Origin of the sequence: Bacteroides caecigallinarum (assembly GCF_016901995.1) — a bacterium.
GTDB lineage: Bacteria > Bacteroidota > Bacteroidia > Bacteroidales > Bacteroidaceae > Phocaeicola > Phocaeicola cellulolyticus.
Map to the genome: position 1 here is coordinate 20,166 of NZ_JACJLE010000048.1, position 12,762 is coordinate 32,927.

General features: G+C 41.3%; 16 protein-coding genes. 1 reads left to right on the forward strand and 15 read right to left on the reverse strand.

What is annotated here, in order from left to right; translation table 11 throughout:
* From H6A61_RS12240 to map, 15 genes are all read right to left on the reverse strand, one after another.
* Complete coding sequence (locus tag H6A61_RS12240) at positions 1-1,026, reverse strand: vWA domain-containing protein (RefSeq protein ID WP_204393982.1); 1,026 nt, start codon at positions 1,024-1,026, stop codon at positions 1-3.
* Positions 1,027-1,038: 12 nt separating this feature from the next.
* Positions 1,039-2,037 (reverse strand): vWA domain-containing protein, encoded by a 999-nt coding sequence (locus H6A61_RS12245; protein WP_154042559.1) that lies wholly within the window; start codon positions 2,035-2,037, stop codon positions 1,039-1,041.
* 19 nt (positions 2,038-2,056) lie between these two features.
* Entirely contained in the window at positions 2,057-3,127 is a 1,071-nt protein-coding gene (locus H6A61_RS12250) for a BatD family protein (protein WP_239469206.1), read from the reverse strand.
* A 40-nt stretch (positions 3,128-3,167) separates the two neighbouring features.
* Positions 3,168-4,037, reverse strand: coding sequence for a DUF58 domain-containing protein (locus H6A61_RS12255; protein WP_154042558.1), 870 nt, complete (start codon positions 4,035-4,037; stop codon positions 3,168-3,170).
* A 24-nt stretch (positions 4,038-4,061) separates the two neighbouring features.
* On the reverse strand, positions 4,062-5,057 hold the full coding sequence (locus H6A61_RS12260; RefSeq protein ID WP_204393984.1) for an AAA family ATPase: 996 nt from the start codon (positions 5,055-5,057) through the stop codon (positions 4,062-4,064).
* Between the two features lie 266 nt (positions 5,058-5,323).
* Positions 5,324-6,337: an HU family DNA-binding protein gene (locus H6A61_RS12265; RefSeq protein WP_204393986.1), complete on the reverse strand. Its 1,014-nt coding sequence runs from the start codon at positions 6,335-6,337 to the stop codon at positions 5,324-5,326.
* Positions 6,338-6,340: 3 nt separating this feature from the next.
* Complete coding sequence (locus H6A61_RS12270) at positions 6,341-6,628, reverse strand: HU family DNA-binding protein (RefSeq protein WP_154042555.1); 288 nt, start codon at positions 6,626-6,628, stop codon at positions 6,341-6,343.
* Entirely contained in the window at positions 6,625-7,926 is a 1,302-nt protein-coding gene (gene rimO / locus H6A61_RS12275; RefSeq protein ID WP_204393988.1) for a 30S ribosomal protein S12 methylthiotransferase RimO, read from the reverse strand. Before rimO ends, H6A61_RS12270 begins: the two co-directional genes overlap by 4 nt.
* Positions 7,927-8,889: a signal recognition particle-docking protein FtsY gene (gene ftsY, locus H6A61_RS12280; protein ID WP_154042553.1), complete on the reverse strand. Its 963-nt coding sequence runs from the start codon at positions 8,887-8,889 to the stop codon at positions 7,927-7,929.
* Between the two features lie 123 nt (positions 8,890-9,012).
* The gene (locus H6A61_RS12285; RefSeq protein WP_005841293.1) at positions 9,013-9,168 is read right to left on the reverse strand and encodes a DUF4295 domain-containing protein; all 156 of its coding nucleotides are present in this window, start codon (positions 9,166-9,168) and stop codon (positions 9,013-9,015) included.
* A gap of 12 nt (positions 9,169-9,180) precedes the next feature.
* A complete protein-coding gene (rpmG, locus tag H6A61_RS12290; RefSeq protein ID WP_154042552.1) occupies positions 9,181-9,369 on the reverse strand; it encodes a 50S ribosomal protein L33 in 189 nt (62 codons plus the stop codon).
* Positions 9,370-9,388: 19 nt separating this feature from the next.
* Complete coding sequence (gene rpmB, locus H6A61_RS12295) at positions 9,389-9,649, reverse strand: 50S ribosomal protein L28 (protein ID WP_154042551.1); 261 nt, start codon at positions 9,647-9,649, stop codon at positions 9,389-9,391.
* Between the two features lie 99 nt (positions 9,650-9,748).
* Positions 9,749-10,255, reverse strand: coding sequence for a CinA family protein (locus tag H6A61_RS12300; protein ID WP_154042550.1), 507 nt, complete (start codon positions 10,253-10,255; stop codon positions 9,749-9,751).
* A gap of 24 nt (positions 10,256-10,279) precedes the next feature.
* Positions 10,280-11,305, reverse strand: coding sequence for a tRNA (adenosine(37)-N6)-threonylcarbamoyltransferase complex transferase subunit TsaD (tsaD, locus tag H6A61_RS12305; protein WP_204393990.1), 1,026 nt, complete (start codon positions 11,303-11,305; stop codon positions 10,280-10,282).
* 27 nt (positions 11,306-11,332) lie between these two features.
* Positions 11,333-12,187: a type I methionyl aminopeptidase gene (map, locus tag H6A61_RS12310; protein WP_154042548.1), complete on the reverse strand. Its 855-nt coding sequence runs from the start codon at positions 12,185-12,187 to the stop codon at positions 11,333-11,335.
* Positions 12,188-12,403: 216 nt separating this feature from the next.
* Here map and H6A61_RS12315 point away from each other — a divergent pair, with 216 nt between their 5' ends.
* The gene (locus H6A61_RS12315; protein WP_154042547.1) at positions 12,404-12,622 is read left to right on the forward strand and encodes a winged helix-turn-helix domain-containing protein; all 219 of its coding nucleotides are present in this window, start codon (positions 12,404-12,406) and stop codon (positions 12,620-12,622) included.
* Positions 12,623-12,762 lie beyond the last annotated feature (140 nt).

Here is a 12,762-nt window from a genome sequence, read left to right on the forward strand (position 1 = left end):
TCAATCCTGTTTAAAAAGTTTTACATTCTTAAATAGAGGATTTTTCCTATTGAGCAACATAACGTCTGCGGCAAGCAGAATCAATGCCAGCCATGCCAGTACGTCAAACTGCTCGTCGAATTCTGTATATACCTGAGTCTCAACATCAGCCTTTGCCAGCTTATTTATTTCAGCGTTAAGAGCCCTCTCTGCATTGTTTGTATTATCAACACGAACATACATACCATTACCTGCTTTTGCAATCTCCTGACACATTTGTTCGTTCAGCTTTGTCACTACCACATTGCCATCCTTGTCACGACGGAAATCATTCGTTCCTTCTACTGGAATAGGTGAACCGTCAGGCGAACCAACTCCAAGTACAAAAACTCTTACGCCATTCTCCGCAGCCTGCTGAGCAGCTTCCACTGCTCCTCCTTCGTGGTTTTCACCATCTGTAATAAGAACTATTGCACGTCCTACACCTTCATTCGGAGTAAAACTCTTCATAGCCAAGTCGATAGCACCACGAATATCAGTTCCCTGAGTTGTAATAAGAGAAGGAGATATTGTTTCCAGAAACATTTTTGCAGATATATAATCGCTTGTTATAGGAAGCTGGGTAAATGCCTCTCCAGCAAAAACTATCATAGCTACCTTATCATTATTGAATGTCTCTACAAGTCTGGACACTAATTTCTTTGACTTTTCCAGTCGGCTTGGTGTAACATCCTGAGCCAGCATTGAGTTGGAAATATCCAACGCAACCACAGTTTCAACACCCTGACGTTTCACCGTCTCCATTTTGGAACCAAACTGAGGACGTGCCAGCATGAATATAACCATGACCAGCGCAGCTGTCACCAGCCAGAACTTTACGTCAGGTCTGTATTTCGAAACATTCGGCATCAGATGTGCCATCAGTTCCGGGTCTCCGTACTGACGTAACTTTTTCCTTCTCCTATAATTGGTATATATATAGAATACTACCAAAAAAGGAATTATCAATAAAAAATACAAATATATCGGTTCTCCAAATCTAAACATGGCAAAACATTTTTAAGGTATTTTCTTCAAAACCGTATTACGTAAAATCAGCTCGAGCAGGATACACAAGAATGCCACGAGAGCAAAAATCTCGTATTCCTCTTCCCTTTTGCTGAATTCCTTCACATTAAGTTTTGTTTTTTCCAACTTATCTATCTCCTGATAAACTTCCTTCAGTTTGGAATTGCTAGTAGCCCTGAAATAATTACCGTTAGTTTCGGCAGCAATCTGCGTCAAGGTCTGTTCATCTATTTCTACAGGTGTCTGAATATATTGCACACCGGCATATGTCTGCATAGGATAAGGAGCTGTACCGTTGGTTCCTACACCTATCGTATATACTCTCACTCCAAACTGTTTGGCTATCTCGGCAGCAGTAAGAGGAGAAAGTTCACCGCGGTTATTCACACCGTCCGTCAGCAATATAACGACTTTAGATTTTGCCTTGCTGTCTTTCAATCTTGTAACAGCATTCGCCAGTCCCATACCGATAGCAGTACCGTCTTCTATCATTCCGCGATAAATCATTTCGCAACTTACGCTCTGAAACAAATTAAGCAGAACTCCATGGTCAACAGTAAGAGGACACTGCGTAAAAGCCTCACCTGCAAATATCGTAAGACCGATATTGTCATTAGGTCTTCCGTTGATAAATTCGGCAGCCACCTGTTTAGCAGCCTCCAGTCTGTTAGGTTTCAAATCCTCAGCCAGCATACTTGTAGAAATATCCACAGCCAGCATGATGTCAATACCTTCAATTTCAGTGTTCTGCCAATTATCGGTAGTTTGCGGTCTTGCAAGCACCAGCACTATCATGACGAACGTACACAGTCTGAGCAGAAAAGGAGCATGGATCAAATAGACCTTCCAGCTTTTCGGCGCATTCTGATACATTCGTGTGGTAGATACCTGAAGAGTAGCCTCTGTCCGTTTCCTGCGCATCACATACCATACTATGTACGGTATAAGCAAAATCAGTAAAAACAGATATTCAATATTAGCAAAAATCATATCTTCATTCATTTATACGTTAAAAGAAGAGATCTATAATGCATTTCACACCTACATACAAAGCAACTACCGCAATAACACCAGTCAGTCCTATGCTGCACATCAATGCTATGCGACCTTGTTTTGAACGTTTCTCTTCCACTTTTATTTCCGTAGGCTCTTTTTTCGCATTAGGATCTTCCTCCAGCTTGGTTTCATTGATAAAATCCACTGCATTTACCAGGTTCATATCATTCTCGTTCATCATCGGTGCATGTTTGGCAAACTTCACCAAGTCAGCAGTTTCGAAAAGATATTTCAAGTCTTTGAGCGATTCCTTATCCCTTACCTGCAACAGATTTTCAATTATTTCGGACGATGTCATCTCCATTGCATTAAAGCCAAAACGTTCCATTATGTAAGTACGTATCACGTCAGTAAGCTCTGTGTAATACTGTTTAGGATCCTCCCTTTGCACATTCTTGTTAGCCTTGATTTCCTCGATATGCTTCATGGCTTCCTGATGAGGAGGCAATTTCGGTTCAATCTTTATAATCTTTATTATAGGTTTGTTGTCTCTATATCTTATAATAAAGAATACACATGCCGAGCCGAACAGCAACATCAGGATAAAGGCATATACCATTGTATCTATATCCTCCCATTGGATAGGAACTTCCACAACAGTTTTCGGTCCGAAGAACTGATCAGGATGCAAAGTATCCACCGGTATGGAATAGACTTTGAGAGCTAAAGATTCAGAACGATATTTTTCATCGTCAACCATAACCTCCAATGGAGGAAGATAATACAAAGCCGAGTCAAAGGAAGTAATTGTATATTCCTGAGTGATAACCCACCTTTTGTCGTCATTCAACTTCTGTGTGTCAGGCTTGGCTATGTCAAGTACTTCCACTCCCCTCACCAACGTATCTTTTATCACAGGCAGGCGTAATTTTTTATCAGCATCCATACTTACTTCCAGATGCACCTTAGTCTGTTCGCCCACCAGCAGCTGCAATGAATCAATGCTGGCCCTTACAGTAACCTGTTGTGCGCTTGCCTGCGAACCGAACAAGGCAAAAGCGGCAAAACACAATGAGCCGAGCATCATTTTTCCATAATTAAACAATATCTTCTTCATCTGATTATCAGTTTCTTTTAGCAAACAAATTCAGCAATGCCCTGACATAATCCTGGTCTGTACGTACAGATACAGAATCCACATTACACAGATTAAACGTATCGTTAAGTTTCTTCTGACGTTCCACCCACCAGTCATGATGAGTCTTTCTCAACGACTTAGACGAAGTGTCAATCCATTCCTCATGTCCCGTTTCGGCATCACGCACAAGCATCAGACCTACGTCAGGCAGTTCCTCCATACGTTTGTCATACACTTGCACAGCCACCACGTCATGCTTTCTGTTTGCCACGGTCAATGCATTCTTGAAATCATTGTCATCAATAAAATCGCTCAACATGAACGCCGTACAACGCTTTTTCAATACATTCGTAAGATATTCAATTGCGCATTGCAGATTTGTGCGCGAACTTTCCGGCTTAAAGTCCAGCAGCTCGCGTATGATATACAGAATATGTTTACGTCCTTTTTTAGGCGGTATAAACTTTTCTATTCTGTCAGAAAAGAATATAACACCGATCTTATCGTTATTCTGGATAGCGGAGAAAGCTATTGTAGCAGCAATCTCCGTCACCATATCCTTTTTCATCTGCTTCGACGTACCGAAATCAAGACTGTTCGATACATCCACAAGCAGCATCACTGTCAGTTCGCGTTCCTCTTCGAATACCTTTACGAATGGCTTGTCAAAGCGTGCTGTTACATTCCAGTCGATGTCACGCACATCATCGCCATACTGATACTCTCTCACTTCGGAGAAAGCCATACCCCTACCCTTGAAGGCAGAATGATACTGTCCGGCAAATATATTGCTTGACAGTCCTCGGGTCTTAATTTCTATCTGGCGTACACGCTTTAATAATTCAGTAGTTTCCATTCTTCAAAAAAGGTTTCTTTCTAATTAAGGCACTTCAACCTTATTAAGTATCTTGCTTACTATTTCGTCCGAAGTAACGTTTGTAGCTTCAGCCTCGTATGTCAGACCGATACGGTGACGCAATACATCGTGAGCCACTGCACGAACATCTTCAGGAATAACATAACCTCTACGCTTGATAAACGCATAGCTGCGTGCAGCAAGAGCCAGGTTGATGGAAGCACGAGGAGATCCTCCGAAACCGATAAGGCTCTTGAGTTCCTTCAAATCATATTTTTCAGGATAACGGGTTGCAAAAACGATATCGGCAATATACTGTTCAATCTTTTCATCCAGATAAACCTGTCTTACGACTTTGCGGGCTTCCATTATATCCTCAGCTTTAAGAAGAGGCTTGATTTCCACTTTCTCGCCCGAGATATTCTGACGGATAATCTTCTTTTCCTCTTCAAGTTTAGGATAATCTATGATAACCTTCAGCATAAAACGGTCCACCTGTGCTTCAGGCAACGGATAAGTACCTTCCTGCTCGATTGGGTTCTGAGTAGCCATAACCAGAAAAGGTTCCGGCAAGCGGAATGTTTCTTTACTCAATGTCACCTGACGTTCCTGCATAGCTTCGAGCAAAGCACTCTGTACTTTTGCAGGAGCACGGTTAATTTCATCGGCCAATACGAAGTTGGCAAAGATAGGTCCCTTTTTAGCGATGAACTGTTCGTCCTTCTGACTATAAATCATTGTACCGATAACGTCGGCAGGCAACAAGTCAGGAGTAAACTGGATACGACTGTATTTAGAATCAATAAGCGATGCCATAGTCTTGATAGCCAATGTCTTTGCCAAACCGGGCACACCTTCCAACAATATATGTCCGTCAGCCAACAATCCTATCAGCAATGATTCAACCAAATGTTTTTGTCCCACGATAACCTGATCCATACCTGTCATCAGGTTTGTCACGAACGCACTCTGGCGTTCAATCAATTCGTTCAATGCACGAATATCAATAGCTTCAGCCATAATTTCTTGTTTATTTTATTAATTTCATTCTCTATATTTTACACACCAAACAAGGTCAATCCCTTTTTAGTGCACCCAAAATTACGTTTTTAAGTTAACAGCCACAACTAATATTTATTAAAAAATCATACAGATGTATCTATTTAAGTCTTTTTTATCTTATTCTGCCGAATTTAAAATCAAATCGTAAATATAAAACAAAAGAACAGCATCATGATGGATACTTTCCAACTGATACTGTTCCTCTCAATTGTTATATTCTCTGATTAATCCGCAGGAGTAAGTTTTGGTATCCGCAATGTGGTACCGATAGGCACATTATTCGGATCATCTATCACATCCTTATTATACATTACGATATAAGGCCACAGTTTTCTGTTTCTGAAATATTTGTATGCCACTTTCGACAACGTACTTCCCTTCACAATGGTTACAGTGTCCAAAGTTCCGCTTATTTTATAAACCACCTCATCCGACAGATATTTTATTTCCGACACATCATCTGTGGCAACACCGATAATCGAATCAATAGCTTTCTTATGCACCACTACTGTATCTTCGGCATTATCTTCTTCAGTAGTCTCAATGCTGTCAGATATTTCTGTATCCACAGAATCAACAGGAGCCACAGAAACAGGCTTTTCTTCATACTGCTTCAAATCATTACTACGTTCCACAGAGCCATTGCTCCTTCCTGCAAACACACCCCACATCACACCTACACCAATAACAACACCTGCCAGAAGTACCGCGGCAAACATATACCATGACATAAACCATCTACGTTGTTTACCTTCTGTATTCTCCGTAGGAATTTCCTCCTTTTCTTCACATGGTTCCTGTGCCTCAGGCGCAACATTTAAAGAAACATTCTCTGCATCAGGGCCTGCCACATTAGCAATATCCGACTGTTCCGAAGCCACATCCGGCTCCGGCTCACTTGGCGTCACCACCTCACCGACTTCAGAAGATTCATTTTCATCAATATCATCAAAATGAACACCTTCATTCAATTCTACAGGCTGAAAATGAGAAAACGGTTTGTTTACAGCTTCCTTCAACGCAGCATCAGGAATAAAAACCACCTTACCCTCATTGTCTGCTTCCGTTATCAGTTTAAAGGTTCCCAAACCCTTAATCTTCACATACTTGTCTCTTTTCAGTCCCTCTTCAATCAAGGCAAAAAAGCTACAGACAAATGCATCCGCATCTGCCTGTTCCATATTCATTTTTGCAGCGAGTAAAGCCGCAAGATTTTCAATTGTAAGTTTGTCTTCCATTGATTACCCGTTTAGCACCGAATTGATTCTTTCTTTCAACAATGATGAAGGCCTGAAACCCACAAGAAGTTTTGGCGGGAACAATATCCGTTTGCCTGTAGATGCATTGACTTCAATTTTTTCCATCTTCTTCTTTGTCTCAAAAACGCCGAATCCCTGAATAGTCACATCCTTACCTTCCTGCAAATTTGAAGAAACGATGTCTGCCACAGACGACATCAGTTTTGAAATCCTTTTATCATCAATCCCCGTCTTTGCAGACAACGCATCTATAAACTCCTTCTCATTCATTCCGCAATCCTCCCGTACAGGTCGAAATCATCGGCATCTTCTATCAGGACATTATAGAAATAGCCTTCCTTCAATCTCTTGCCATCGTCTTTAATAAGAACCTCTGGATCTACCTCCGGAGAATCAAACTCTGTTCTTCCCACATAGTAGTCGCCTTCCTTTCTGTCGATTATAACCTTGAAAGTCTTTCCTATTTTCTGATGACTCAACTCTCCGGAAATCTCCTGCTGCAACGCCATCAGCTCATCCAGACGTTTCTGCTTTACCTCCTGCGGTATATCATCATCATAATTTTCAGCCGAGAAAGTGCCCTCCTCCTCAGAGTAGGCAAAAGCTCCCATACGGTCAAACTTGGCAACCTTAACGAATTCTTTCAACTGTTCGAAGTCATCTTCAGTTTCTCCGGGATGTCCCACCATAAGAGTAGTACGCAAGTGTATTCCCGGCACTTCTTTACGGAACTCCTCAATCAGTCTGTAAGTTTCCTCTTTTGTCACGTGTCTTCTCATTCGCGACAACATATTGTCACTGATATGCTGCAAAGCAATATCCATATACTTGCAAACATTATCATTCTCCCTCATCACGCGGAACAACTCTCTTGGGAATTTTGCAGGATATGCATAATGCAGACGTATCCATTCCACCCCAGGAATTTTTGCCATTCTGTCAATCAGTTCCGGCAACATCTGCTTCTTGTAAAGATCAACACCATAATAAGTAAGCTCCTGAGCTATAACCTGAAATTCCTTGACACCTTCCGATACGAGCAATTTCACCTCGTCCAGAATTTCCTCCATCGGTCTTGACACGTGTCTTCCCGTTATTATAGGTATGGCGCAATACGAACACTTTCTGTCACAACCTTCCGAAATCTTCAGATAAGCATAATGTTTAGGAGTAGTAAGATGTCTTTCTATTGCAAATTCCGAATGATAATCCTTACCCAAATCCTCAAGCAACTCATTCCAGTTGAATTTACCATAAAATTTATCCACCTGCGGAATTTCCACTTTCAGTTCGCCAAGATAACGTTCAGACAAGCATCCCATTACATAAAGCTTTTTGAGTTTTCCCTCTTCCTTTGCCTGGCAAAACTCCAGAATCATATTAATGGACTCTTCTTTCGCGTCACCGATAAATCCGCAAGTATTAATCACCGCTATTTCCCCATGTGGTTTCTCCGCATCATGTGTCACCTTGTAACCGTTAGCTTCAAGCTGACGCATTAGTTTTTCAGAGTCCACCAGGTTCTTGGAACATCCAAGAGTAATTATATCAATAGTATTTTTTCTCATTTATTTTCCTTCAGAGCCAAACAACGAATCAACGAACTCACGGCGACGGAACACCTGCAAGTCCTCAATACCTTCACCAAGACCTATATATTTCACAGGGATCTTAAACTGGTCAGATATACCAATCACCACACCACCTTTGGCAGTACCGTCAAGTTTGGTTATAGCCATCGCATTAACCTCCGTAGCCAAAGTAAACTGTTTAGCCTGTTCAAAAGCATTTTGTCCTGTAGAACCGTCAAGTACCAGCAACACCTCGTGAGGAGCATCAGGTACAACCTTCTTCATCACGTTCTTAATCTTGGTAAGCTCGTTCATCAGTCCCACCTTGTTATGCAGACGTCCTGCAGTATCAATAATCACTACGTCAGCATTATTAGCCACAGCAGAACTCAAAGTATCAAAAGCCACCGATGCAGGATCGGCTCCCATTTTCTGTTTCACCACAGGCACACCTACACGTTCGCCCCAAATATCCAACTGTTCAACAGCAGCAGCACGGAAGGTATCGGCAGCACCCAGATACACAGTATTTCCAGCTTTTTTAAATTGATATGCCAGTTTTCCGATGGTTGTAGTCTTACCTACTCCGTTCACTCCCACCACCATTATCACGTATGGTTTCTTTCCGGCAGGCAGAGTAAAGTCCTCAGCATCCACCGTATTGTTTTCAGTAAGCAGAGCCGCAATTTCCTCCCTAAGAATATTGTTAAGTTCCTGGGTATTTACGTACTTATCCTTTGCCACCCTTGTTTCTATACGTTTAATGATGTTCAAGGTAGTCTCCACACCCACATCCGAAGTTACCAACACTTCTTCAAGGTTGTCCAATACTTCATCGTCCACCTTTGACTTTCCGGCAACAGCCCTTGCTATTTTTCCGAAAACACTTTCTTTAGTTTTAGACAATCCCTTGTCCAGAGTTTCCTTCTTTTCTTTAGAGAAAAAGCTAAAAATTCCCATACTTATACAATTATCTATTTATGACACAAAGATATAACTAATTTCTTAGATATAAAAAAAGTTCCCGCCGTTTATTATTGGCGGGAACTTTCAAAATATCATTTAATAGCTGTAATGCTACAATTATTTCTTAAAGAAGTCCTGAACTTTTTCGTTTGGAACCATCTGTTCGTCAAAGATGTAAGCACCAGTCTTAGGTGACTTAACCATTTTGATAACCTTAGTATAAGAACGTCCTTCTTTACCTGTCTGAAGGGTTGCGACTGTTTTCTTTGCCATGGTTTACTCTTATTATTTAATTTCTTTATGTACTGTTACTCTCTTCAAGATTGGGTTATATTTCTTAAGTTCCAATCTTTCAGTTGTATTCTTTCTATTCTTTGTAGTGATATAGCGAGAAGTTCCCGGCAAACCACTTTCCTTCATTTCTGTGCACTCAAGGATTACCTGTACTCTGTTACCTTTAGCTTTCTTAGCCATAGTCTTTCTCTCCTTTTAATTAACCAATAATTTTGATACTCTTCCAATCGCAGTAACCGTTAGCTACAGCTTCGTTCAATGCAGCGTCCAGTCCTTTCTTGTTAATAACTCTCAAGCCGTTAGCGCAGATGTTCAGGCTAATCCAGCAATCTTGTTCTACATAGTAGAATTTCTTTGTAAACAAGTTCACATCAAAAGTTCTTTTAGTTCTTCTCTTTGAGTGTGAAACGTTGTTGCCAATCATGGCTTTCTTTCCGGTAATTTGACAAATTTTTGACATTTCTATCTAGTTTTTATAGTTTCAATTCGTTCATTCTTTAAAACGGAGTGCAAAGTAAGCGTTTTTATTTCAAACATGCAAACTTTTAAGTAATAAATTCTACTTTTCCTCGTTATTTTCTTGATTTTGACACAATTCACGCAATAAATACAGTGCTTTTATGCTTGCATTATGCACATTTTGCTCTCTTCCGTTGTCTTCACAGATTTTTTCTGTTATCACATTATCCTTGTTGCCTGCAGCAATCCAGACAGTACCAATCGGTTTGTCAGGAGTACCGCCTGTAGGTCCTGCAATACCGGATGTAGCTACAGCAAAATCAGCATTGAAAGCCTTCATTGCTCCCTTTACCATTTCCACTACTGTTTCCTCGCTCACTGCACCGAACTGTTCCAGAGTTTCTGCACTCACCCCAAGCAAATTCTGTTTTGCCTCGTTCGAGTAAGCCACGATTCCACCTTTATAGAATTTTGAACTTCCAGGAATAGCAGTAAGAATAGCAGCGATATTACCGGCTGTACAGCTTTCTGCAGTTGCAAGCGAAAATTCCTCTCTCCAGAAAATCTCGCTTATATCTCGACTTAACATTTTACCTTCTACTGACATAATCTCTTTATATTTTATATTGTTCTATTTAATTGTCACTCTCGAATAAGCAGGCTTGTCTATGCTGCAGAAATCCTTATCCAGGAATTTATAGTATCCTGTAATAGCAATCATGGCAGCATTATCCGTAGTATATCCGAATTTCGGGATATAGATGTTCCATCCATATTTTGCAGCATGTTCGCGGAAAGCATTTCTCAATCCGTTGTTGGCCGAAACTCCACCAGCCACAGCCACCTCGTTTATGCCCGTATCCTTCACAGCCTTACGAAGCTTGTCCATAAGAATATCCACGATAGTTTTTTCCAGCGATGCAGCCAAGTCCTCTTTATGATGTTCTATAAAGTCCGGATCATCCTTCAGCCATTCCCTCAACGAATACAGGAAAGAAGTCTTCAGTCCGCTGAAGCTATAATCATATCCCGGGATATGAGGCTTGCTGAAAGTATATGCCGAAGCATTACCCTGTCTAGCCAGTCTGTCTATTATCGGGCCACCCGGATATCCTAATCCCATAACCTTCGAACATTTGTCAATAGCCTCGCCTGCAGCATCGTCAATAGTCTGTCCCAGGACCTCCATATCATTGTATGCATTCACACGTATAATCTGCGAATTACCACCTGAAACGAGCAGACACAGGAAAGGATACTTAGGCTGATTATTATCCTCGCCGGACTCCTTTATAAAATGTGCCAGCACATGTCCCTGCAAGTGATTGACCTCCACCATCGGAATGTCAAGCGATCTTGCAAGTCCCTTAGCGAAAGACACACCCACCAACAGCGACCCCATAAGTCCTGGTCCGCGGGTGAAAGCCACCGCACTCAAATCCTCCTTCTGCACTCCTGCCCTTTTCAGCGCCTCATGCACCACAGGCACAATGTTCTGCTGATGAGCTCTCGAAGCAAGTTCAGGCACCACGCCACCATACGCTTCATGCACAGCCTGGCTGGCAATTACGCTCGACAGCAACACACCGTCACGTATCACGGCAGCCGAAGTATCGTCACACGACGACTCTATACCTAATATAACGACATTATCCATTGTAATCTATAATAATAAAGTTTGAAATCAATAAGTAAGTATCTCCAATCCGTTTTCCGTCATAAGGAAAGTATGTTCCCACTGTGCCGAAGGAAGTTCATCTTCCGTAACTACAGTCCAGTCATCCTCCTCATCCACAAATACTTCATACGTACCCATATTAATCATCGGCTCAATGGTAAACACCATTCCCGGCACCAGCAACATTCCCGTACCTTTTTTACCGAAATGCTCCACGTCCGGTTCCTCGTGGAATTCCAGTCCCACACCGTGTCCGCACAGATCTCTCACTACCGAGAAACCGTTCTTCTTGGCATGCTTCTCAATAGCGTTACCGATGTCACCCACGAAACCGAAAGGAGTAGCAGCCTGCATACCAATCTCCAGACATTCCTTTGCCACCCTCACAAGCTTCTCCTTTTCAGGCGAAGTTTTACCTATTATAAACATACGCGAAGCATCAGAATAATATCCGTCGAGAATAGTCGATACATCCACATTGATAATATCTCCCTCCTCCAATATCTCGTCTTCCGACGGAATGCCGTGACACACCACCTCATTTATAGAAGTACATACACTTTTCGGAAATCCCTCATAATTGAGCGGTGCAGGTATGGCTCCATGCGACACCGTAAAGTCATACACCATCTTGTCAATCTCAGCCGTACTCATGCCGGCCTTGATTTCACTTGCCACCAAATCAAGCACAGCAGTATTTATCACACCGCTGCGTCTTATTCCCTCAATCTGTTCAGGAGTTTTTATAAGTTTTCTTGAAGGGACCAGATGTCCTTTATTCTGAAAATACAGTACCTTCTTGTCCAGTTCAGTAAGTTCTGCCCCTTTAGGCACTCTCCAGTTTATTTTGTTTCTCACCATATAATTCAATATTGAAATGATATGCAAAGTTAGTAAAAATCGAATTAGACCGGAAACCATTGTGTAATACTTTTCCCCTATACATTTAAAAAACATTAAAAACCCACTCATTCAGCAATAAAAAAGTCTCAATAATTTTTATTAATAATTATTAAGAGTATATTTGTAATCAAAGGCAAGACCTTACTATCTAATAACAAATTAAACAAAACAAGAATGGACAAGTATCAAATCGGCGCAAATGCCGGTATTGTCTGGAACAAACTGAAAGACAATGCACATTGGGATTACAAACAGCTGAAGGCAGCAACAGGTTTAACAGACAGAGATTTAAATGCTGCAATAGGCTGGCTGGCCAGAGAAGACAAGATTGATTTTGACATCAGCGATCAGCATGACACATTATTTCTGAACGTAAATGTTTACATTGGATGATATAACACTACTGTAGCAAGCTTAATTCCATGAGGGTGTGTCAAAATGATGCATCCTCTTTTCGTTATATAATCATCGGTTTCTCATTTTTCATAGAGTATGATTTCTATATTTCCGTATTATCCCTATCTCCATGCTTT

Excerpts from the sequence above, each read along its gene's own strand:
- H6A61_RS12260 (WP_204393984.1), bottom strand. The coding sequence starts at position 5,057 with ATGGCTGAAGCTATTGATATTCGTGCATTGAACGAATTGATTGAACGC.
- H6A61_RS12270 (WP_154042555.1), bottom strand. The coding sequence starts at position 6,628 with ATGAATGAGAAGGAGTTTATAGATGCGTTGTCTGCAAAGACGGGGATT.
- H6A61_RS12240 (WP_204393982.1), bottom strand. The coding sequence starts at position 1,026 with ATGTTTAGATTTGGAGAACCGATATATTTGTATTTTTTATTGATAATT.
- ftsY (WP_154042553.1), bottom strand. The coding sequence starts at position 8,889 with ATGGGAATTTTTAGCTTTTTCTCTAAAGAAAAGAAGGAAACTCTGGAC.
- H6A61_RS12300 (WP_154042550.1), bottom strand. The coding sequence starts at position 10,255 with ATGTCAGTAGAAGGTAAAATGTTAAGTCGAGATATAAGCGAGATTTTC.
- rpmG (WP_154042552.1), bottom strand. The coding sequence starts at position 9,369 with ATGGCTAAGAAAGCTAAAGGTAACAGAGTACAGGTAATCCTTGAGTGC.
- H6A61_RS12285 (WP_005841293.1), bottom strand. The coding sequence starts at position 9,168 with ATGGCAAAGAAAACAGTCGCAACCCTTCAGACAGGTAAAGAAGGACGT.
- H6A61_RS12315 (WP_154042547.1), top strand. The coding sequence starts at position 12,404 with ATGGACAAGTATCAAATCGGCGCAAATGCCGGTATTGTCTGGAACAAA.
- H6A61_RS12250 (WP_239469206.1), bottom strand. The coding sequence starts at position 3,127 with ATGCTCGGCTCATTGTGTTTTGCCGCTTTTGCCTTGTTCGGTTCGCAG.
- tsaD (WP_204393990.1), bottom strand. The coding sequence starts at position 11,305 with ATGGATAATGTCGTTATATTAGGTATAGAGTCGTCGTGTGACGATACT.
- H6A61_RS12245 (WP_154042559.1), bottom strand. The coding sequence starts at position 2,037 with ATGATTTTTGCTAATATTGAATATCTGTTTTTACTGATTTTGCTTATA.
- rimO (WP_204393988.1), bottom strand. The coding sequence starts at position 7,926 with ATGAGAAAAAATACTATTGATATAATTACTCTTGGATGTTCCAAGAAC.
- map (WP_154042548.1), bottom strand. The coding sequence starts at position 12,187 with ATGGTGAGAAACAAAATAAACTGGAGAGTGCCTAAAGGGGCAGAACTT.
- H6A61_RS12255 (WP_154042558.1), bottom strand. The coding sequence starts at position 4,037 with ATGGAAACTACTGAATTATTAAAGCGTGTACGCCAGATAGAAATTAAG.
- H6A61_RS12265 (WP_204393986.1), bottom strand. The coding sequence starts at position 6,337 with ATGGAAGACAAACTTACAATTGAAAATCTTGCGGCTTTACTCGCTGCA.
- rpmB (WP_154042551.1), bottom strand. The coding sequence starts at position 9,649 with ATGTCAAAAATTTGTCAAATTACCGGAAAGAAAGCCATGATTGGCAAC.